This is a genomic window from Catenulispora subtropica, from assembly GCF_039531675.1.
In the GTDB taxonomy this organism is placed as follows: Bacteria; Actinomycetota; Actinomycetes; order Streptomycetales; family Catenulisporaceae; genus Catenulispora; species Catenulispora subtropica.
In genome coordinates this window covers 243,755-263,044 of record NZ_BAAAQM010000002.1, presented here as the reverse complement: position 1 = coordinate 263,044, position 19,290 = coordinate 243,755, and the positions used below count along the sequence as shown (strand labels likewise).

Below are 19,290 nucleotides of genomic sequence, written 5' to 3'. Positions count from 1 at the left end.
GCGGAATGTGGACCCAGGGTATGACGCACGCTCGTTGCATACCCTGGCAGACTTGGCTGTCATGGGGGTGAACTCGTGACGACGACACAGCCGCTGGAAAGCACCGCCGGGGCGACCGAAGCGCCCGGCGGGTCCGCCGAACACCCGGTACCCACGGACAAGACCCCCTCCGGCAAGCGCCGGAGCCGGATTCCTGGACCTCTCCTGCCGGAGAAGTACCGCCCGGTCAACAGGCCGAAGCTCTGGCTGGATGTCGCTCTCATCGGCATCGGGTACTACCTGTACACCCTGACGCGCCTCGCGGCCCCCCTCCACGAGGGCCCGGCCCAGCAGCGCGGCTGGGACATCCTGAAGGCCGAGCACTACCTCGGCCTGAACTTCGAACGCAGCTTCAACCACTGGATCTACGGCATGCGCTGGCTGGCGTTCTCCATGAACGTCTACTACGCCACCCTGCACTTCATCGTGCCCATCGCGGTGCTGATCTGGGTTTATGTGAAGTTCCCGGACCGCTACCGGGCGGTACGCACGGTGATGTGCGTCATGACCCTGATCGCGCTGTTCGGGTTCTACTTCTACTCGCTGTGCCCGCCCCGGCTCCTGCCCAGCGGGAATTTCATCGATACGTTCAAGCTGCTGAACCCCTGGGGCCAGGCCGCCACGACCTCCGACGGCGTCGCCGGCCTGGGCAGCTCGACGAACGAGTTCGCGGCCATGCCGTCGCTGCACATCGGCTGGTCGACCTGGTGCGCCCTGGTGATCGCCCACCTCGCCCAGCGCCGCTGGGTCAAGATCCTGGGCATCGCCTACCCGTTCGCCACGTTCGCGGTGATCCTGGGCACGGCCAACCACTACGTCCTCGACGCGGTCGGCGGCCTGGTGGTCCTGACCCTGGGCTTCCTGGTGCAGCGGATCCTCCAGGGACGCCCGGTGTTCGCACCGGCTCCCGTGGTCACCGGAGAGGGTGGGGTCACGGTGCCCAAGCAGCCCGACGGATCGGGCGGCTCCGGCAGCGTCGTCAGCACCGCCGTCGCCTCCGCGGAGAGCAAGGCCGGCGCCGAGCGATCGTCCCGACCAGAGATACAGCCACAGGGTTAGCGACCTTGAGATACGGGCCCCCTCAACGGGGGCCCTTTTCTTTCACCCCTCAAGGTAAGCATCAAGCGCGGCAGCCCCCGCGAGCATGGCCCGACCACGAGCCGCCAGGCGCGCGTGCCAGTCGCGCAGCATGGTCTCCAGGGGCGCCACCCCTCCGGCCGAGCGGACTTGGGCGATGACCGGCGCGATCTGCTCCAAGAGGTACCCGCCACGCCGGAGCTGGTGGACCAGCTGGGTGTCGCGGACGTCGGCAGGCGTGTAGACGCGGTAGCCGGTGTGCGGATCGCGATGAGGGTGGACGAGACCGGCCCGCTCCCACTTCCGGAGGGTCGCCGGGCGGATGCCGAGCCTCCTGGCCAGCGGGCCGACGAAGGTGTCACGGCCGTCACCGGGCGGCTCGGGCAGCGTGGGAGCGAGGTCACGGAGCGCGGCTTCGACGGACTGGAGGGTACGGCGGTCGGCCAGCAGTTGAGCGTGACTCTCGTCGACGAGCCGGAAGGCCGTGTCGGTCGCCGCCCTGTTGACCGCTTGCATGATCGACGTGGCCGTGGGATGGCCGTGCCCCGGGACCAGGGCCAGGAAGGCACGCAGCGCTTGGGCGTGGCGGGGTGTGTAGACGCGGTAGCCGGTCGGGGTGCGCTCGGCGATGGGGAGGATGCCGGCGTCTTCGTAGTTCCTGACCGCCTGGGTGGACAGACCGTGCTCGCGGGCCAGGTCGATCGGCCTGAGCTGCTTCGCTGTTTGAAGGTTTCGGCGCATGATCCTGCCTTGATCGCGAATAAGTCTCCACCGAAAGTTCAACGATAGCGTTGACGGTATGAATACCCCACGCATTCTCGCCCTGGGTGAGCCGACGCATGGTGAGGACACACTGCTGGCAGTACGCAACGACCTCTTCCGACAGCAGGTCGAAGAAGCGGGATACCGGACCATCGCGTTGGAGAGCGATTGCCTGATGGGGCTCATCGCGGATGAGTACGTCAGGTCGGGGGCCGGCGATCTGGACGAGGTCATGGAGCGCGGGTTCAGCCACGATTTCGGGAGGTCCGCGGGCAACCGCGAGTTGGTGCGGTGGATGCGCTCCCACAACGAGGGGCGGCCCGAACCGGAGCAAGTGCGCTTCGCGGGGTTCGACGGACCGCTGGAGATGGCCGGTGCAGCGAGTCCCCGTGAGTCGCTCACCGCGCTTCACGCCTTTCTCGCGGCACACGCCGATGCGGACCTGCTGCCGTGGGACGGGGAGACGCTGGACCAGCTGATCGGCGACGACGCCCGCTGGACCGAACCCGCGGCGATGATGGATCCCTCGCGCTCCGTGGGCCGGACGGCAGACGCCCAGCGACTACGACTGATCGCCGATGACCTGGCCGCGTTGCTCGCTATGCAGGCGCCTCAGCTGATCTCGACCTCGTCCGCGGATGAGTGGGAACGAGCCCAGCTCCACGCACGCACCGCCACCGGCTTGCTGCGCTACCACTCCTGGATGGCGGACACCTCACCCGGACGCATGGCACAGCTGCTGGGAACGCGGGCGTCGATGATGGCTGCGAATCTGCTGGCGCTGGCGGACCGTGGCCCGGTGCTGGCTTACGCCCACAACGCGCATTTTCAGCGGCCCAAAAGCAGCATACGAATGGGCGGCCTCCCGGCGGAGTGGTGGAGCGCCGGGGCGATGGTGAGTGCGCGGCTGGGTGCGGACTACGGCGTGTTGGCCATGGCGCTCGGGACGATCCGTCATCGCGGGGTGGAGACGCCGGATCCGGACACCGTCGAAGGGGTGCTGTACGCGCTGCCGGAGGATCGGCGCCTGATCGATGTCCGGCAGCTGGGCGACCTGCTGGGCGGGGAGGTGCGTGCGGCGCGTGTGTCGCCGTGGTTCGGCTACGCACCGTTGGATCCGCGGCATCTGGGCGACATCGATGGGCTCGTATTCGTGAAGGATTGTTTCGAGCACTAGGTACTTGGCTCGATTCTTGCTCTCGTTCTCAGCTCCCGTTCTCCGCTCCTGTTTCCAGCTCCGCTTCGAAGCCGTCCAGGATCGCCTTCAGTCCGAACTCGAAGCTGCTCTCGGGCGTGCCGGCGTAGTCGGCGGCCGGGGAATCGATCCGTTCGCGAAGGTGCGGGAAGCCCCGAGCGATCTCGACCGCGTGAGCCATGGCCTCGTCGAGCGAGCGGGCAGCGTCAGGACCGCCAGTGGCAAGTCGACGATTCAAGGAGACTTGCGCTGCGGGGGCGAGGGCGCTGCCCAGGACGTACATCAGCACTGCGGCGGCAGCGCGGTCAGCTGCTGCAGGAGTGAAGCCGGCGGACTCGTAGATGGCGAGCGTGTGGTCGTCGTGCCGTGACTTCCCGGGCCCATAGAGCAAGTAGGCGGCGAAGGCCTGGCTGAGCCAGGGATGCCGGATCAGCATGGCGTGGAGGCTGCGAGCGGTGGTGGCGGCCGCCGTACGCCAGTCGGAGCGCCGGGGGTCCGAGAGGTTGACCTCACTCCAGACGGCGTCGGCGGCCAGGCGGACCAGATCGTCCTTGGTCTTGATGTGCCAGTAGACGGCGGTCGCGGCAGCGTCGAGGCGCTTGCCGAGTGCGCGCATGTTGAGCCCGTCGAGGCCTTCCTCGTCGAGGAGCTCGATGGCGGAGCGCACGATCTGGTCCGGGGTGAGAGTGCTTCTCGGCATGCGGCCAGTGTACTTGCACTAAGTTCAAGTGAGGGCTACGGTTGCACTTGAACTTAGTGCAAGTGCCCAAGGGGAGGCAGGGACCGAGATGGCGTCACAGGAGATCGCGCAGGAGCTGGCCACCTTCGTCGAGGAAGCGGCCAAGGCCTACGGCGTGCCCGGCATCAGTGTCGGCGTGCTGCATGAGAACGCTGAAACATACGTGGCGCACGGTGTCGGCAACGCCGACAACCCGGTCCCCGTGGACGAGCGGACCCTGTTCCACATCGCCTCCGCTACGAAATCCTTCACCGCCACCGCGCTGCTGCGCCTCGCCGCCGCCGGCCGGGTCGACCTGGACGCCCCGGTACGTCGCTACGTTCCCGAGCTGGTGCTGGCAGACGAGGACCACGCTGAGCGGATCACCGTCCGAAACCTCCTGAACCACACCGCCGGACTCGACTGGAACCTGATCGACACCGACGAGGGTGACGGCTCCCTGGCCGGTTTCGTAGCCAAGCTCGGCGCTCTGTCCCTGATCGCCGAACCGGGCGCGCGGGCGTCCTACAGTCAGGCCGGCTACAACATCCTGGGCCGTGTGATCGAGAACGTCACCGGGCAGTCCTACGAGAAGGCCATGGCCGAGCTCGTCCTGGCCCCGCTGGGTCTCGACGACACCGTGTACGACCTCGACGAAGTCGTCCGCCGCAAGTTCGCGATCGGCCACAGCCGCGACGAGGACGGCTCACTGCGCACCGCCGCCCCGTGGAAGGCCTACCCGGCCGGCGCGCGTGGCAACAACCCCGGCGGCGGCGCCGTGTCGACCACCAGGGACCTGCTGCGGTGGGCTCGGTTCCACCTGGGCGAGCCCGTGGGTAACGCCGAGGCCGTGCTTTCAGCCGAGGAGCGGAGAGTGATGCGGCAGCCGTCTGCCGAACTGCGCGGCTCAAGCCTCGGCGACGCTTTCGGCTTCGGCTGGTTCCTGAAGGAGATCGGCGGCGTCCCCACCTTCGGCCACGGCGGATCTGGGAACGGGCAGTTCTCGGAGGTGCTGATCGTGCCGGAACACGGCTTCGCGATCGCCGCTCTGAGCAACAGCCAGGAGGGTTACCAGCTGAACCGGGCGGTGGTGAAGTGGGCGCTGGAGCACTGTTTGGGGGTCGTCGAGGCGGATCCGGAGCCGGTGCCGTACGACGCGGCACGGAACCGCGACGTCGTCGGCCGCTACGAGATCGACGCCATGAACCTGGACATCGCCGACGACGGCGAGCGCCTGACACTGGCTGTGGAGATCAAGCCGGAGATCCGTTCCGGAGCGGATGTGGAGATGCCGCCGGACATCCCTGCTTCGGAGATGGGTTTCCTGGCTGGGGATGGCGATGACTACATCGTCGTCGAGGGTGAGATGAAGGGGCAGCGCGGCTTCTTCTCACGCGATGAGAGTGGCGTGGTGGTGGGGATCGACTTGGCCGGCCGGATCTTTGGGCGAGCTGGTTGAGGGCAACCCGACCCGCCGACGCCCCGTACCCCCTACAACCGCCCCACCTCATTGCTCCACCCATAGAAGACCCGCTCCACGACCCCCCGCGCCCGACGCGCCCCCCGCCGATATTCCTCGACGAACTCCTCGCTGTTCAGCACATCGAGGTAGACCGCGATGCTCGCGCGTTCCTTCACATCGGTCGGAATCGAGTCGCCCGCTCTCCCCCGCACCAGCACGATGCCGTTGCGGACCCGGGTGGCCTCGACCCAGGCCTCGTCCAGGATCTCGGCGTCGGCGGCGGTGATGAGCCCGGCGTCGACGGCGGCGGCCAGGGCTGCGCGGGTGCGTGTCGTTCGCAGGGCGGGGACCTCGTGGGCGTGGCACAGCTGGAGGAGCTGCACCGTCCACTCGACGTCCGCCAGGCCGCCGGGTCCCAGTTTGGTGTGCAGGGCTTTGTCGGCGCCGCGGGGGAGGCGTTCGGCCTCGACACGTGCCTTGATGCGGCGGATCTCGCGGACGGCGTCTTCGTCGAGTCCGGATACGGGGTGGCGCAGGGGCTCGATGAGGTCGATGAACCGGCGTCCCAGTTCGGGGTCGCCGGCGACCGGCTCCGCACGCAGAAGTGCCTGGGATTCCCACTGCACCGACCAGCGGCGGTAGTACTCCGCGTACGAGGCCAGGGAACGGACCAGCGGCCCTTGTTTGCCCTCGGGGCGGAGGTCGGCGTCGATGGTCAGGGGTGGGTCCGGCGTCGGGATCTGGAGGAGGCGGCGGAGTTCGTTGGCGACGGCGTGGGCCGCGTCGGTGGCCGCGCGCTCGCGTTCCGGGGAGATGGTCCTCGGGCGGGAAGGCGCGTAAGCGCTCGCGGATCCGTCAGCGGCCCGATTCCCCGCGCCCCGTGCCGCCTCGTCCGCCTCGTCCGCCTCGGGCAACGGATCGTGGACGAACAACACATCCGCGTCGCTTCCGTAACCGAGCTCGCGGCCGCCGAACCGGCCGGCGGCGATGATCGCGAACCGCGTCGGCAGCGGGCCGTCCAGCTTCGTCTCGACCGCCGTCGTCGCGGCCTGCAGGGCACCGGCCAGCGTCGCCGCGGTGACGGCGCTGAGGCCGTCGCCGATCTGCTCGACGGTGAGCATGCCGAGGATGTCCGCGGCGGCGATGCGGAAGAGTTCTCGGCGGCGGACCGCGCGCGCGGCGGCGACGGCGGCCTCCGGAGTCGAGGCACGGCCGACGGCCGAGCGGATCTCGGCTTCCAGGACCGGGCGGGCCCGCGGGACCAGGTTGGCCGGGTCGCCCAGGATCGCCACCGCCTCCGGGGCGCGGAGCAGGAGGTCGGGGGCGTAACGGCCGGAGGCCAGGACGCGCGCCAGGTGTTCGGCGGCGGCGCCTTCGTCGCGCAGCAGGCGCAGGTACCAGTGGGTGTCGCCGAGCGCTTCGGAGGTCTTGCGGAAGGCCAGCAGCCCCCCGTCGGGGTCGGCGGCGTCGGCGAACCAGCTGAGCATCACCGGCAGCAGGGTGCGCTGGATGGCGGCGCGGCGGCTCACGCCGGAGGTGAGGGCGGTCAGGTGCCGCAGCGCGCCGGCGGGGTCGGTGTAGCCGAGGGCTTCCAGGCGGGACTCGGCCGCTTCGGGGGTGAGCTGCGCCGCGCCCAGGGCCGCCTGGCCCGGGGTCAGCCGGGCGACGGCGTCGAGCAGCGGCCGGTAGAAGAGCTTCTCGTGCAGACGGCGTACTTCGCGCTTGTGCCGCTTCCACTGGTTGTTGAGCTGGTCGACGGGGTCCGTGCGGAAGCCCATCGAGCGGCCCAGCCGCCGCAGCTCGACCCGCTCCTCGGGCAGCGTGTGCGTGCGGCGGAGGCGGTGGACCTGCAGCCGGTGCTCCAGGGTCCTGAGGAACCGGTACGCGTCGACGAGGGCGGCGGCGTCCGCGCGCCCGACGTAGCCGCCGGCGGACAGCATCGTCAGCGACTCCAGTGTGCCCCGCTTGCGCAGGGCGCTGTCGCTGGGGCCGTGGACCAGTTGCAGCAGCTGCACCGCGAACTCGATGTCCCGGAGCCCGCCGGAGCCGAGCTTCAGCTCGCGCTCGGCGTCCTTGGCCGGAATGTGCGCGACGACGCGCCGTCGCATCGCCTGCACGTCCGCGACGAACCCCTCGCGGCGCGAGGCCGCCCACACCATCGGTGTCACGGCCTCGATGTAGCGCGCGCCGAGTGCGGCGTCCCCGGCGGCGGCACGAGCCTTGAGCAGCGCCTGGAACTCCCAGGTCTTCGCCCAGCGCTCGTAGTACGCGATGTGGCTGGGCAGGGTGCGCACCAGCGGCCCGTTCTTCCCTTCGGGCCGCAGGTTCGCGTCGACCTGCCAGATGGAGCCCTCGGACGTCGTGTCGGAGCAGACCCGCATCATGGTCGCGGCCAGCTGGGTGGCGGTGCGCAGGGCCAGGTGCTCGTCGTCGGGGTCGGTGCCGTCCGGCGCGGCGGCGACGAACACCACGTCGACGTCGCTGACGTAGTTCAGCTCGCGGGCCCCGCACTTGCCCATGGCGATCACCGCGAGCCGGGCCGGCGGGGCGTCCTCGGGGAGTTCGGCCCGGGCCACCGCCAGGGCGGCGTCCAGGGTGGCGGTGGCGAGGTCGGAGAGGTCCGCGGCGGTCCGGTCGTAGGACTCGGTGGCGTCGGGTTCGGAGTGGGTGGCGAGGTCGCGGGCCGCGATGCCGAGCAGAGCGTTCCGGTACGCCACGCGCAGTGCGTCCCGGGCGGGGATGCCGGCCAGGGCGGCGACCGGGTCGGGGGCGAGGGGGTCGGCGCCGACCGCGTCCAGCATCAGCCGGCGGAAGGCCGGGGCGAGGTCCTCGACGTCGAACTCGACGAGGCCGCGCCAGGCCTCGGGGTGGCGGGCCAGGTGGTCGCCGAGGGCGACGCTGACCCCCAGTACGCCAAGCAGGCGATCCTGGAAGGGCCGGGCGGCCGCGAGGGTGGCGGCCAGGGACTCGGCGTCGTCGGCGGCCTCCAGCAGCCGGCCGGTGGCGGCCAGCGCCTGGTCGGGGTCGGCGGTGCGGCCGAGCGCCTCCAGGAAGAGCGGATCACGCCCCAGTTCGCCGAGTGGAGCCGCGGCGAGCGTCTCCAGGGCGGTCTCCGGGTCGGTGAAACCCAGTCTGACCAGTCGTGAGCGTGCCGACTCTCCTGCCCGGCCCTGCGCCGCCGCCGTCTGTGCCACCCCGCCACACTACCCAGACACGACGACGACCGGCGCCCCGTGTCCGGGAGCCGGTCGTCGCGCCGGGCCACCGGCGATCCCCCGGTCGCCGTGCGGACGGTGTCTAGTGCTTGGTGACCGCGCCGGTGGCCGGGTCCAGGAGCACCTTGCCCCCGCGCCGGTCGTCGAAGTCGAACATGCCGTTCAGGGAGCCGGCGAGGGCGTCGTAGGACGAGTCGCCGATGCGGCCGGTCTTCCAGTTGTCCTCGATGAAGCGCAGGATCGAGGTCTGGTCGGTGACGCTGTGGTCGACGTAGTTCTCCTTGGAGTACGGGGAGATGACCAGCAGCGGCAGGCGCGGGCCGTAGCCGCAGCGGTCTGCGTAACCGCCGAGCGGGGCCTTGCCGTCGCCGCACTTGCCGGCGCCGCTGAGGGCGTCGTCGCTGCTCGCCGAGGTGTTCACGATCGGCGGCATGACGTGGTCGTACCAGCCGTCGCTGTCGTCGTAGGCGATGACGACGGCGGTGTCCTTCCACTCCGGCGACTTCTGCAGCTTGTTGACGGTGTCCACCAGGAAGTGCTGCTCGTCGATCGGGTCGGAGTAGCCGGCGTGGCCGTCCTGGTAGTTGGCGGCCTTCAGGAACGACACGGCCGGCAGGTTGCCGTGCGCCAGCGCGGCGTCGAAGTCGCTCAGGTCGTACTGGTGGTTCGCCTGGTCGGTCTTGCCGATCTTCGCGACCGAGGTCGGCGGCAGGTGGTGCGGGTTGCTCGTGGACTGGTAGTACTGGAACGGCTCGTGGTGCGCGTTGTAGTCGCCGCGGACGGCGCCGCCGACGTTGGCGTGCGAGGAGCCGCAGACGGCCGGGGTGGTGGCGGTGGCCGGCACGGTGGGCTTGAAGCCGCCCTGGAACCAGCCCCAGGTGACGTTCTTGTCGTTGAGCAGGTCGCCGATGTTCTTGCCCTGCTGCAGCAGGCGGTTGCGGTTGGCGCCGCAGTCGTCGAAGGCGCCGTCCGGGTCCTCGATGACGGTCCCGACGCCGTTGGCGTCGGCCTGGGCGACCACCGAGGGGTCGGTGACCTTCTTGCCGGTCTTCGGGTCCACGGCGTAGCCGCCGTGGGTCTGGCCGGAGACCAGGTTCAGGGCGCCCGGGGTGGAGGGGCCGAACACGGTGCCGTAGGAGTTGTCCGACATCGCGTAGTGCTGGGCGTAGTTCCACAGGCCGGTGACGACGTTGCCGTCGTAGTAGTCCATGACCAGGCCCGGCTTGGACTTGTCCGGGGCGGCGCAGGACTCGGTGTCGGTGTTCGCGACGAACTTGTTCATCAGGCCGCCGTTGAACGCCTTCTGCTCGGCCGTGTACTCGTGGTCCTGGTCGCAGGTCAGGAGCATGTCGGTGCCGAGGCGCTGCGGGTTCGCCGCGTCGGAGTTGTGGTTCAGCAGGTCGCCGCCGCCGAGCAGGCCGTTCACGCTCGGGGTGTCGCCGTGGGCGTAGAACGGGGTGCCGTCGGTGTTGGCGGCGTTCGGGTAGGTCCCGAAGTAGTGGTCGAAGCTGACGTTCTCCTGGAAGATCACGACCAGGTGCTTGATCGGCGTCGCGGTCGAGTGGGCCCAGCTGGGCTGCGGCTCGCCGAACGTCGGGCCGGCGGCCGCGAACGTGAGGCCGGCGGCGGCGCAGGTGGCGAGAGCGGCGGCGGTGACGCGGCGCCGCTTGCCGCGCAGCAGCGCGGCGGTGCGGGTCTTGGCGGACAAGATTCCTCCCGAGGCAGTCCTTTGGCGCCGACAAGGCTGGCGCCGCAGAGTGTCGCGTCGGTCGGATACCCGGTGAGGGGCAGGTGGCATCAGGGTGAACACTCGGACCGGGGGTCGCAGTCGGGGTGGTGGATCATTCCTCGCCGCGTAGTTTGCGGTAGAAGTACAGGCTGTCCGGGCAGAAGTCGTTCTCCTTGATGCTGGCGGCGAGTTCGTCCTCGGTCAGGAACGAGTACCACTCGATCTCCGACTCCTGAGGGACGACCGGGCTGGAGACCGTGGCGGTGTAGACGGCGGCCCACTGCGGCACCTCGTCATGGTCGAAGCGCCACTTGCCGAGCGGCCGCAGCACGACGTTGTGCTGGCCGACCTCCTCGCCGCCCTCGCGGCGCGCGGCCTGGTCGTACGTCTCGCCGGCGTCCACCATGCCGGCGACGAACATGTCGTAGAACCCGGGGGCGACCCGTTTGGTCGCCGCGCGGCGGTGGACCAGGATCCGGCCGGAGCGGTCGCGGAACAGGATGTAGACACAGCGGTGGCGCAGCTTCTCGTCGGTGAGCTCACCGCGGCGGACGACACGCAGGATCTTGTCGTTCTCGTCCACTTCGTAGACGAGTTCATCATCGGGGTTCACCGAGTCATCAAAGCATGCGGCGCGGTGAATCCTCCGCGCAGGCGCGCGCCTCTTATCGGGTGAGTCGGCGGGTGCCGGCCGGATGCCGATGGGAGGCACGAGATGGTGTGGGCCGTGGTGGGTGTGGTCGGGGCGATCCTGGTGTGCATGTGCACGGTGACGTTGATGCGGAAGCGGGGGCGGGCGCGATGACGGGCGCGATGACGGCCTGGCCGGGCGAGCAGCTGGTGCGGGCGGCCCAGGACGGCGACGACGAGGCGGTGCGCGCGCTGGTGTCGGGGTCGTACCCGCACGTGCTGCGGTTCGCCAAGACCCTGTGCGCGACGCCGCAGGACGCGGAGGACGCGGCACAGGAGGCGCTGATCATCCTCTACAGCCGCATCGGGATGCTGCGCGCGACGGCGGCGCTGGCGTCGTGGATGTTCCGGATCGTGCGGAACGAGTGTCTGCGGCGCGCCCGGGTGACCATGCGGCGGCACGCGGTGCCCAGGGAGACGGTGCAGCCCGAGACGGTCACCCGGGCGCTGGAGGACGACGTCCTGGGCCGGCTGGAGACCGAACGGGTGGTGGCGGCGATCGTCGCGCTGCCGGACGACCTGCGCAGGGTACTGATCCTGCGCGACGTGCAGGGTCATTCGGGGCGTGCCGTGGCCGAGGAGCTCGGGTTGAGCCTGGCGGCGATGAAGTCCCGGCTGCACCGGGCGCGGGGTTCGCTGCGGAAGACCTTGCAGGCTGAGGACCTGGTCGGTGGAGAGGGTGGTGGCTGTGGCTGAGCAGAACGGTGGGTTCGCGAGCGGTTCGTTGCCGAGGCATCTCGCGCGTGGCGCCGTGGGGTTCGGTTCGGTGGCGGCCGGCCTGGCGCTGCTGCCGGTGGTGGGCGTGGGGAGTCTGCTGCTGGTGCCGGTCGGGCTGGTGGCGCTGCGAGGGTGTCCGATGTGCTGGACGATGGGGCTGATCCAGACCATCTCGGCCGGTCGGGTGCGGCGGGAGTGCGGCGCGGACGGGTGCGAGCTGCACTGGGACCGGCGGGACGCGTCAGGGGTAGACGAAGAGCCGGGCGACCTGGGGAGCGAGCCACGGCTTGCGGCCATACGGGATCATGCGGCCGGCGGCTATCTGACGGTTCTGGGACGCCCGGCCGCTCGCGGCGAGCAGGAAGCCGACCGGGTCCATGGAGATGTGGCAGTCGGTGCGGCCGGGGCCGGGATCACGGACCGCTCTGACCTCTCCGCCGTGGACGTCGATGCCGATGGTCGTGCCGCCGCGGACATGGAGGCGCACAGCGGCCTCCATCCTGGCGGTCCGCTCACGGTCCACGGTGCGCGGCATGAGCTCGGGGAAGGCGAGGGAGATGATCAGACGCGCCGTGCCGGACGGGATCGGCCACTTCTGGTGTGAGGCGCGCGCCACGTCGAGGGTGTGGAGCAGCGTTTCGCTCAGGAACAGCCCGACGACGGTGCCGAGCTGAAGCCGCGTGTCCTCGCCGAACCACGGCACCAGCCGGGGTTCGGCGGGGTCGCAGCCGGCGGTGGCGGCGACGATGGCGTCGGCTCCGGCCCGGATGCGGGCCGGGGTGGCGAAGTGGGCTTCCGGGGCGGCTTGGGCGAGGGTCAGGGCATTGAGGTCGCTGATGCGGTGGATGAGATCGGCGCGGGGCGGGAGAGCGGCGAGCCAGGCGGCGAAGTCGGTGGCGCGGACGGCGGTATCGGGCTTGTCGGCGGCGGCGGCAGGCTTGGCGGCGGACGTCTTGGCAGTGGCGGCGTTCGCGGCACCGATCTCGTCGAGGATGCCGAAGTCACCGGTCGCGGCGGCCGCGTAGGCGGTGCAGGCCAGACCGAGGTGGACCGAGACGTCGCCGGCCGTCCACCCGGGCAGCGGCGACGCGACCCCGGGCACCCTGACCCGGGAGAGGAGCTCCGACGAGCGGTCTGCCAGCGTCAAGATGACGGCGCGAGCGGCGGCGAAGTCTTCGGCGAGGGTGGTGCGGGTGCGCGGCATGGCTGCTCCCGACGGCTGGCGACGTCCCTATTGGACGAGTTGTCTGCTACCACAGCAGCCGGGAGCGGCGAGGTCAAGATGCGGGACGGTTGGCGAGCAGCTCTTTGCCCGCGGTGGTCAGCCGGAGGCCCTCGGGGAAGCGCTCTTCGGAGGTCCAGGCGGCGGTGACCGCGTCGTTGTGGGCCACGAAGACGACCATCGGATCAGCCGGGTCGGCGGTGGCGTAGGCGAGGACGTCGCCCCGCCGCCACGACGCCGGGCCGAAGGCTTCCACGACGTCGCACTGGCGGCGGCGGTCGGCGAGCCAGGGGTCGAGGGTGGTGAGGAGGTCGGCGTGGGCGGCGGAGGTGAGGACGTGGGCGGGCTGGAACGAACCACGGCGATACATCTCCGGCAACTCAAGCGCGCTGTGGAGAAGGTGATCGGGGTCTGGGATGACCTGGTCCACAAAGTGCCGGGGGTTGCGAGAGTTGGCGGCGACAAGTTGACCGGCGAGATACGCGGGGTCTTCCTCAGCAGACGGCATGCGTCATTGTACTGCTTTACCTGCAATGAGCAGTGTTTTTCCCACAGCTTGGCGTGATTCGATCACACTGTGCGCGTCCGCCGCGCGCTCCAGCGGGAAGCGCTGGCCGATCACCGGATGCAGTCTGCCCTCGGCAGCGGCGAGGAGCGCGGATTCCGTGAAACGACGCATGTCCTCAGGGCCCGCGGTGGGCCGGACAATCGTGACGCCCCGCGCGGCCGCCTCGTCCTCGGACAACGCCGTCCACTGGCCCGACGCCAGGCCGTACGTGAGCATCCGGCCGCCGGGAGCCAACTGCGCGAACGCCGTCCGCCCGATCTCTCCCCCGACGCCGTCGAACACCACGTCCACCGGCCCGCCGAGCCTCGTCGGCCAGTCGGCGGCGAGGTAGTCGACGGCCAGATCGGCGCCGAGGTCCGCGGCGACCTTCGTCTTGCGGTCCCCGCCGGCCAGCGCGACGACCGTGGCGCCGGCGGCCTTGGCCAGCTGGACGAGCAACGTGCCGACGCCCCCGGCCGCGGCTTCGACGAGAACGCGCTCGCCGGGCTTGGTCCGCGCGGCGGACAGGACGAGCGAGGCCGTGCGGCCGTCGGCGAGGACGGCGACGGCGGCGTCGAGCGCAAGCGTGTCGGGGACGCGGTAGAGGGCGTCGGCGGGCACGAGCGCGAGCTCGGCGTACCCACCCGAGCCGCCGGTGGAGCCGACGACCCGTGCGCCGACCAGTCCCGGGTCCATTCCCGCTCCCACGGCACGCACCACTCCCCCGACCCCGTTGCCGGGCACCATCGGAAGCTGGGGCCGGAACGGCCCGTTCCCGGAGCGCACCTGCGTCTCGACGAACGTGATGTTGGCGTATGCGACGTCGACGAGCGCCGTGTTCGGCGCCGGCACCGGATCGGGCGTCTCCTCGATCCGGAGGTTGGCCGCGGGGCCGAAGTCGCTGAGCCAGACCGCTCGCATGGGAATCTCCTGGGGTGGGGGACCACGTCTCGTCGATCCTCGCCCCCAGGTGCCCCGGCGCACCTCAGGCTGGGGTCTTCAGGGTTGTCGGACTTTGGTCCTAGGTCTCCCCACCCTGCTGACAGAGCCTGCTATCAGCGCTAGCATGGCGGCATGGGCAACCAGCAGTTGAACGCGCGCGTCCCGGACGAGATCGCCGAGGCCGCGCGCGCCGCGGCGGCGGACGCCGGCGTGAACCTCGGCGAGTACCTGTCCCGGCTGATCGACGCCGACACCCGGGGGCGCCGCGCCGTGTTCGACGCGGTCTTCGACCGGTTCGTGGAGGACGCCCGGGCAGCCGGGGTGTTCGACGACGACCTGAAGCCCGCGGCGTGAGTGGGGAGACCGCCCCCGGTCATCCGATCGACATCGCGTGGCTCCTGGACGCGGCACAACGCCTGCCGGGCGACCCCACGGTCACCGACTACGGCGCCCTGTACGCGGCGCTGGCCCGGACGCAGGCCGTGGTGCTGGGCCGGCGTGTTTACGAGCGGCCGCATCATCAGGCCGCCGCGTTGCTGCACCAGCTGGCGCGGGTTCCCGCGCTGGAGAACGCGAACCGGCTGTTCGCGGCGGCGACCGCGGTCGCCTATCTGGCCGCGTGCGGGCTGCCCGTGCTGCCGGACGTCCGCGAGGCCGCACGGCTGGCCGCCGACGCCGCGGACGGGACGCTGGACGTGGGAGCGATCTCCTGGGTGCTGCGGAACTGGACCAAGGAGTAGGGACGTCACGAGAGAGCGCCGCCCTCGGCCGGTCGAGCCGGCCGGAGGGCGGCGCTTCGCGTTCAGGCGCTCACGGCCTCACGCCTCAGGGCCTCAGGGCCTCAGGGCCTCAGAGCCTCAGGGCCTCAGGGCCTCAGGGCCTCAGAGCACCGGCAGGTACCGGTTCAGCTCGAAGGGCGTCACCTGGTGCCGGTACTCGTTCCACTCCGCCCGCTTGTTTCGCAGGAAGAAGTCGAAGACGTGCTCCCCGAGCGTCTCGGCGACCAGCTCGCTGTCCTCCATCCGCGAGATGGCCTCGGACAGCGACGACGGCAGGGGCTCGATGCCGAGCGCGCGGCGCTCGCCGTCGGACAGCGTCCACACGTTGTCCTCGGCGCCGGCGGGGAGCTCGTAGCCTTCTTCGATGCCCTTGAGTCCGGCGGCCAGCAGCACCGCGAAGGCGAGGTAGGGGTTGCACGCCGAGTCGACGCTGCGGACCTCCACGCGGGTGGACTGCGACTTCGACGGCTTGTACATCGGGACGCGGACCAGGGCCGAGCGGTTGTTGTGGCCCCAGCTGATGTAGCTCGGGGCCTCGCTGCGCTCGCCGCCGCCGAACAGGCGCTTGTAGGAGTTCACGAACTGGTTGGTCACCGCGGTGAACTCGCCGGCGTGGCGGAGGAGGCCGGCGATGAAGCTGCGGCCGGTCTTGGACAGGCTGTACTCGGCGCCGGGCTCGTGGAAGGCGTTGTGGTCGCTCTCGAACAGCGACAGGTGGGTGTGCATGCCGGAGCCGGGGTGCTCGGCCAGCGGCTTGGGCATGAAGGAGGCGTAGACGCCCTGTTCCAGGGCGACCTCCTTCATCACGTGGCGGAAGGTCATGATGTTGTCCGCCGTGGACAGGGCGTCGGCGTAGCGGAGGTCGATCTCCTGCTGGCCGGGGCCGCCCTCGTGGTGGCTGAACTCCACCGAGATGCCCATGCTCTCCAGATGGGTGATGGCCTGGCGCCGGAAGTCGTGGCCGACGCCGTGCGGCGTCAGGTCGAAGTACCCCGAGTGGTCGACCGGCTCCGGGGCCTTGCCCGGCTTGGGCTGGCCCTCGAACAGGTAGAACTCGATCTCGGGGTGCGTGTAGAAGGTGAAGCCGCGCTCGGCCGCCTTGGCCAGCGTGCGCTTCAGCACCCAGCGGGGGTCGGCGTAGCTGGGGGCGCCGTCCGGCATGAGGATGTCGCAGAACATGCGGGCGGTGCCCGGTGACTCCGCGCGCCAGGGCAGGATCTGGAACGTCGCCGGGTCGGGCTTGGCGAGCATGTCGGATTCGGCCACTCGGGCGAACCCCTCGATGGCGGAGCCGTCGAAGCCGATGCCCTCGCTGAACGCCTGTTCCAGCTCCGCCGGGGCGACCGCGACCGATTTCAAGAAGCCCAGGACGTCGGTGAACCACAGACGGACGAAGCGGATGTCCCGCTCTTCGAGGGTGCGGAGGACGAACTCCTGCTGACGTTCCATGAGCACAGTATGAACGAGGTGCGTTTCCAGGTGATTACGGCGTTAGGAAGTCGCGCGCACGGCGGCGTGTGGTGGCGAGGCGGTAGCGGAAGGATCGACGGGGCCAGTTGTTGACGAGGCGACCGTCCGCCGTCTTGTACCAGGAGGTGCAGCCGGCGGCCCAGGCTGTGCGGCTCAGCAGCCGCTGGGTGTTCGCCGTGTACGCCGCGAGGGCTTCCTCGGCCACCTCGACCTGTCCGGACCCGGCCGCTTCCAACCACCGCATGATGTACCTGACCTGCGACTCGATCATGTAGACGACGGAGTTGTGGCCGAGGTTGGTGGTGGGGCCGTAGAGCAGGAACAGGTTGGGGAACTCCGGGACCGCGATGCCCAGGTAGGCGCTGGCGCCGTCCTTCCACCGCTCGGCGAGGCGGGTGCCGGTGCGACCGGTGATCTCGATGGGGCTCAGGAACTCCGTGGCGCGGAAGCCGGTGGCGTGGATGACCACGGTCGCCGGGTGGTCGGTGCCGTCGGCGGTGCGGACGCCGTCCGGGGTGATCTCGGCGACCGGGTCGGTGACGACGTCGACGTTGTCCCGGGCCAGGGCCGGATACCAGTCGTCCGAGATCAGGATCCGCTTGCAGCCGATGGGGAAGTCCGGGGTGAGCTTGGCGCGCAGCGCCGGGTCGGCGATCTGCTTCCGGAGGTGGCGGGCGGAGAACTTCTGCACGCCTCGGCCCAGAGCGCTGCCGGCGATCGCGGAGTACAGCAGGGTCTCGCCGACGACGGTGTAGATGATGCCGCGCAGGGCCAGGCGGAGGCCGGGGACGTTGCGGAAGGCCCAGCGGGAGGCGGGCCCGAAGGCGTAGTCGTACTTCGGGATCACCCAGTTCGCGGAACGCTGGAAGACCTTCAGGCTGCGGGCGTGCGGGGCGATCTCCGGGACGAACTGCACCGCGGAGGCCCCGGTGCCGATGACGGCGACGTCCTGACCGGCGAAGGCCTCGGGGGGCCACGCGGGGTCCCAGGCCGCGGAGTGGAACTGGGCGCCTGTGAACGTCTCCCGTCCGGGCACGGCGGCGTAGCGCGGCCTGTTGAGCTGTCCCACGCCGCACACCAGGGTCCGCGCGGTGTATTCGGTGCCGGCTGTGTCGCGGAGCCGCCACAGGCCCTCCTGCGGCCGCCACCGGGCTTCGGCGATCTCGGTGCCCAGGCGAAGGTGAGATTCGAGTTTCCAACGGCTCACACACCGGTGGAGGTAGTCGAGGATCTCCTCCTGCTTCGGGTACGCGCGGGTCCAGTCGGCGTACCGGGCGAAGGAGTAGGAGTACAGGTGCGACGGGACGTCACAGCCGCAGCCCGGGTAGACGTTGTCCCGCCAGACGCCGCCGATATCGGATTCCTTGTCGAATACGACGAAATCCCGAATGCCGGAGCGGCGGAGGTTGATCGCCATGCACAGCCCGGAAAAGCCCGCTCCGACGATTGCAACCTGATGGGGGTCCGCAGTCGTCATGTATTGGAGTAGACCGCCATACCGACGCCGCGTCGACATGGCGGCCGGGGTCGTACCCGGCAGCCTCGAGCCCATAGGCCCGCATACCGGGACAAAGGCGGTCCAAATTCGGTCACTGCGGGTGGCCGAGGGGAAACTCTGAAGATCTTTGCCGAAAATCTATCCGCAACCCCTCGCCAAGCGTTGTTGAACGGAGAATAATCCTGCAACGAGACCTCATCGTCCCCCCGTGCGATGGGGTCTCCCATCCCGAGGCCTCACCGTCCCCCCGTGCGGTGAGGCCTCGGACTCTTTTCCGGCCGTGGCCTGAGCACCACCTGCCGGACTCCGGGGTCGCCGGGGCGGCGCCGGGGCAGCCGGGCATCAAGGTCACCGACACCTGGCGGGAACCGGAGTAATCCGGATCACACCGGCGGCGTGTCACTGCCTCCTGAAGCGATCCGTCCTCGTTGCGACGGGGTAGTGGACTCAGCGAGGAGGCTGAAGATGATCCTGGTGACCGGAGCGAGCGGCACGCTCGGCGGCATCCTGGTCCCGATGCTGGCCGCGCGCGGGGAGCAGGTCCGCGCGCTGAGCCGGCGGGCACGGGACGGGGCCGCGGGGTCTTGCGAGTGGGTGGTCGGCGATCTGAACACCGGCGACGGCCTGGACGAGGCGATGGCCGGCGTGGACGTGATCGTGCACGCCGCCTCCAACACCCGCAAGCAGGGCAAGGGCGACACGGCTGCGGCGTGGCACCTGATCGAGGCCGCCAAGCGCGGAGGACGGCGGCCGCACTTGGTCTACATCTCGATCGTCGGCGTGGACCGGCACCCCCTGAAGTACTACCGGACCAAGTACGAGGTCGAGCAGGCGGTCGAGGACAGCGGGCTCCCGTACACGATCCTGCGGACCACGCAGTGGTTCCAGCTGCTCGACACGTTCCTGCGCGGGGCGGCCAAGTCCCCGCTGCTGCCGGTGCCGTCGTTCCCGTTCCAGCCGCTGGACGCCGCCGAGGCCGCCGGGCGCCTCGCGGAGCTGGCCGTCGGGGCGCCGCAGGGCCGGGCCGCCGACCTGGGCGGCCCGGAACTGCTGCCGTGCGGCGACCTCGCGCGCACGTGGCTGCGCGCCACCGGCAAGCACCGGATGCTGGTTCCGCTGCGAGTGCCGGGCAAGGTGGGCAAGGCCTTCCGCGACGGAATCCACAACACGCCCGACAACCGTCAGGGCAAGGCGACGTGGGCGGAGTACTTGGCCGCGGCGTATTAGG

General features: G+C 70.3%; 17 protein-coding genes. 7 read left to right on the top strand and 10 right to left on the bottom strand.

What is annotated here, in order from left to right; translation table 11 throughout:
- Positions 1-75: 75 nt before the first annotated feature.
- Entirely contained in the window at positions 76-1,098 is a 1,023-nt protein-coding gene (locus ABD466_RS03375; RefSeq protein WP_344655400.1) for a phosphatase PAP2 family protein, read from the top strand.
- 42 nt (positions 1,099-1,140) lie between these two features.
- Here the strand turns inward: ABD466_RS03375 and ABD466_RS03370 are convergent, their stop codons facing one another.
- The gene (locus ABD466_RS03370) at positions 1,141-1,857 is read right to left on the bottom strand and encodes a TioE family transcriptional regulator (RefSeq protein WP_344655399.1); all 717 of its coding nucleotides are present in this window, start codon (positions 1,855-1,857) and stop codon (positions 1,141-1,143) included.
- A gap of 58 nt (positions 1,858-1,915) precedes the next feature.
- Here ABD466_RS03370 and ABD466_RS03365 point away from each other — a divergent pair, with 58 nt between their 5' ends.
- Positions 1,916-3,055 carry an erythromycin esterase family protein gene (locus tag ABD466_RS03365; RefSeq protein WP_344655398.1) on the top strand — a complete coding sequence of 380 codons (1,140 nt, stop codon included), beginning with the start codon at positions 1,916-1,918 and terminating at the stop codon, positions 3,053-3,055.
- A 28-nt stretch (positions 3,056-3,083) separates the two neighbouring features.
- Here the strand turns inward: ABD466_RS03365 and ABD466_RS03360 are convergent, their stop codons facing one another.
- Positions 3,084-3,773 (bottom strand): TetR/AcrR family transcriptional regulator, encoded by a 690-nt coding sequence (locus ABD466_RS03360; RefSeq protein WP_344655397.1) that lies wholly within the window; start codon positions 3,771-3,773, stop codon positions 3,084-3,086.
- A 28-nt stretch (positions 3,774-3,801) separates the two neighbouring features.
- Here ABD466_RS03360 and ABD466_RS03355 point away from each other — a divergent pair, with 28 nt between their 5' ends.
- Positions 3,802-5,250: a serine hydrolase domain-containing protein gene (locus tag ABD466_RS03355; RefSeq protein WP_344655396.1), complete on the top strand. Its 1,449-nt coding sequence runs from the start codon at positions 3,802-3,804 to the stop codon at positions 5,248-5,250.
- A gap of 32 nt (positions 5,251-5,282) precedes the next feature.
- Here the strand turns inward: ABD466_RS03355 and ABD466_RS03350 are convergent, their stop codons facing one another.
- The 3 genes from ABD466_RS03350 to ABD466_RS03340 all read right to left on the bottom strand — a co-directional run bounded on the left by ABD466_RS03350 (position 5,283) and on the right by ABD466_RS03340 (position 10,810).
- Positions 5,283-8,447 carry a bifunctional [glutamine synthetase] adenylyltransferase/[glutamine synthetase]-adenylyl-L-tyrosine phosphorylase gene (locus ABD466_RS03350; protein WP_344655395.1) on the bottom strand — a complete coding sequence of 1,055 codons (3,165 nt, stop codon included), beginning with the start codon at positions 8,445-8,447 and terminating at the stop codon, positions 5,283-5,285.
- A gap of 103 nt (positions 8,448-8,550) precedes the next feature.
- Entirely contained in the window at positions 8,551-10,176 is a 1,626-nt protein-coding gene (locus tag ABD466_RS03345) for a phospholipase C (protein ID WP_344655394.1), read from the bottom strand.
- 133 nt (positions 10,177-10,309) lie between these two features.
- On the bottom strand, positions 10,310-10,810 hold the full coding sequence (locus tag ABD466_RS03340; RefSeq protein WP_344655393.1) for an NUDIX hydrolase: 501 nt from the start codon (positions 10,808-10,810) through the stop codon (positions 10,310-10,312).
- Positions 10,811-10,998: 188 nt separating this feature from the next.
- On the opposite strand from ABD466_RS03340, the gene ABD466_RS03335 reads away from it, so the two are divergent.
- Positions 10,999-11,583 (top strand): RNA polymerase sigma factor, encoded by a 585-nt coding sequence (locus ABD466_RS03335; protein ID WP_344655392.1) that lies wholly within the window; start codon positions 10,999-11,001, stop codon positions 11,581-11,583.
- 262 nt (positions 11,584-11,845) lie between these two features.
- Here ABD466_RS03335 and ABD466_RS03330 read toward each other — a convergent pair whose 3' ends face one another.
- The 3 genes from ABD466_RS03330 to ABD466_RS03320 form a co-directional block, all read right to left on the bottom strand.
- The gene (locus ABD466_RS03330; protein WP_344655391.1) at positions 11,846-12,808 is read right to left on the bottom strand and encodes an SCP2 sterol-binding domain-containing protein; all 963 of its coding nucleotides are present in this window, start codon (positions 12,806-12,808) and stop codon (positions 11,846-11,848) included.
- 73 nt (positions 12,809-12,881) lie between these two features.
- The gene (locus ABD466_RS03325) at positions 12,882-13,196 is read right to left on the bottom strand and encodes a hypothetical protein (RefSeq protein ID WP_344655390.1); all 315 of its coding nucleotides are present in this window, start codon (positions 13,194-13,196) and stop codon (positions 12,882-12,884) included.
- 141 nt (positions 13,197-13,337) lie between these two features.
- Complete coding sequence (locus ABD466_RS03320) at positions 13,338-14,294, bottom strand: zinc-binding dehydrogenase (protein ID WP_344655389.1); 957 nt, start codon at positions 14,292-14,294, stop codon at positions 13,338-13,340.
- A 153-nt stretch (positions 14,295-14,447) separates the two neighbouring features.
- Between ABD466_RS03320 and ABD466_RS03315 the strand changes: the two genes are divergently transcribed.
- Both ABD466_RS03315 and ABD466_RS03310 read left to right on the top strand, forming a co-directional pair.
- Positions 14,448-14,669: a hypothetical protein gene (locus tag ABD466_RS03315; RefSeq protein WP_344655388.1), complete on the top strand. Its 222-nt coding sequence runs from the start codon at positions 14,448-14,450 to the stop codon at positions 14,667-14,669.
- On the top strand, positions 14,666-15,055 hold the full coding sequence (locus tag ABD466_RS03310; RefSeq protein ID WP_344655387.1) for a fic family toxin-antitoxin system, toxin component: 390 nt from the start codon (positions 14,666-14,668) through the stop codon (positions 15,053-15,055). The genes ABD466_RS03315 and ABD466_RS03310 overlap by 4 nt, the downstream gene beginning before the upstream one ends.
- 141 nt (positions 15,056-15,196) lie before the next feature.
- On the opposite strand, the gene glnA is transcribed toward ABD466_RS03310, so the two are convergent.
- Together glnA and ABD466_RS03300 are read right to left on the bottom strand one after the other, a co-directional pair.
- Positions 15,197-16,543, bottom strand: coding sequence for a type I glutamate--ammonia ligase (gene glnA / locus ABD466_RS03305; protein ID WP_344655386.1), 1,347 nt, complete (start codon positions 16,541-16,543; stop codon positions 15,197-15,199).
- Between the two features lie 34 nt (positions 16,544-16,577).
- Positions 16,578-18,041: a flavin-containing monooxygenase gene (locus ABD466_RS03300; protein ID WP_344655385.1), complete on the bottom strand. Its 1,464-nt coding sequence runs from the start codon at positions 18,039-18,041 to the stop codon at positions 16,578-16,580.
- Between the two features lie 486 nt (positions 18,042-18,527).
- On the opposite strand from ABD466_RS03300, the gene ABD466_RS03295 reads away from it, so the two are divergent.
- Positions 18,528-19,289, top strand: a complete 762-nt coding sequence (locus tag ABD466_RS03295; RefSeq protein WP_344655384.1) for an SDR family oxidoreductase — start codon at positions 18,528-18,530, stop codon at positions 19,287-19,289.
- The last annotated feature ends 1 nt before the right edge of the window (position 19,290 follow it).

Excerpts from the sequence above, each read along its gene's own strand:
- ABD466_RS03335 (WP_344655392.1), top strand. The coding sequence starts at position 10,999 with ATGACGGGCGCGATGACGGCCTGGCCGGGCGAGCAGCTGGTGCGGGCG.
- ABD466_RS03330 (WP_344655391.1), bottom strand. The coding sequence starts at position 12,808 with ATGCCGCGCACCCGCACCACCCTCGCCGAAGACTTCGCCGCCGCTCGC.
- ABD466_RS03300 (WP_344655385.1), bottom strand. The coding sequence starts at position 18,041 with ATGACGACTGCGGACCCCCATCAGGTTGCAATCGTCGGAGCGGGCTTT.
- ABD466_RS03315 (WP_344655388.1), top strand. The coding sequence starts at position 14,448 with ATGGGCAACCAGCAGTTGAACGCGCGCGTCCCGGACGAGATCGCCGAG.
- ABD466_RS03360 (WP_344655397.1), bottom strand. The coding sequence starts at position 3,773 with ATGCCGAGAAGCACTCTCACCCCGGACCAGATCGTGCGCTCCGCCATC.
- ABD466_RS03325 (WP_344655390.1), bottom strand. The coding sequence starts at position 13,196 with ATGTATCGCCGTGGTTCGTTCCAGCCCGCCCACGTCCTCACCTCCGCC.
- ABD466_RS03365 (WP_344655398.1), top strand. The coding sequence starts at position 1,916 with ATGAATACCCCACGCATTCTCGCCCTGGGTGAGCCGACGCATGGTGAG.
- ABD466_RS03370 (WP_344655399.1), bottom strand. The coding sequence starts at position 1,857 with ATGCGCCGAAACCTTCAAACAGCGAAGCAGCTCAGGCCGATCGACCTG.
- glnA (WP_344655386.1), bottom strand. The coding sequence starts at position 16,543 with ATGGAACGTCAGCAGGAGTTCGTCCTCCGCACCCTCGAAGAGCGGGAC.
- ABD466_RS03295 (WP_344655384.1), top strand. The coding sequence starts at position 18,528 with ATGATCCTGGTGACCGGAGCGAGCGGCACGCTCGGCGGCATCCTGGTC.
- ABD466_RS03320 (WP_344655389.1), bottom strand. The coding sequence starts at position 14,294 with ATGCGAGCGGTCTGGCTCAGCGACTTCGGCCCCGCGGCCAACCTCCGG.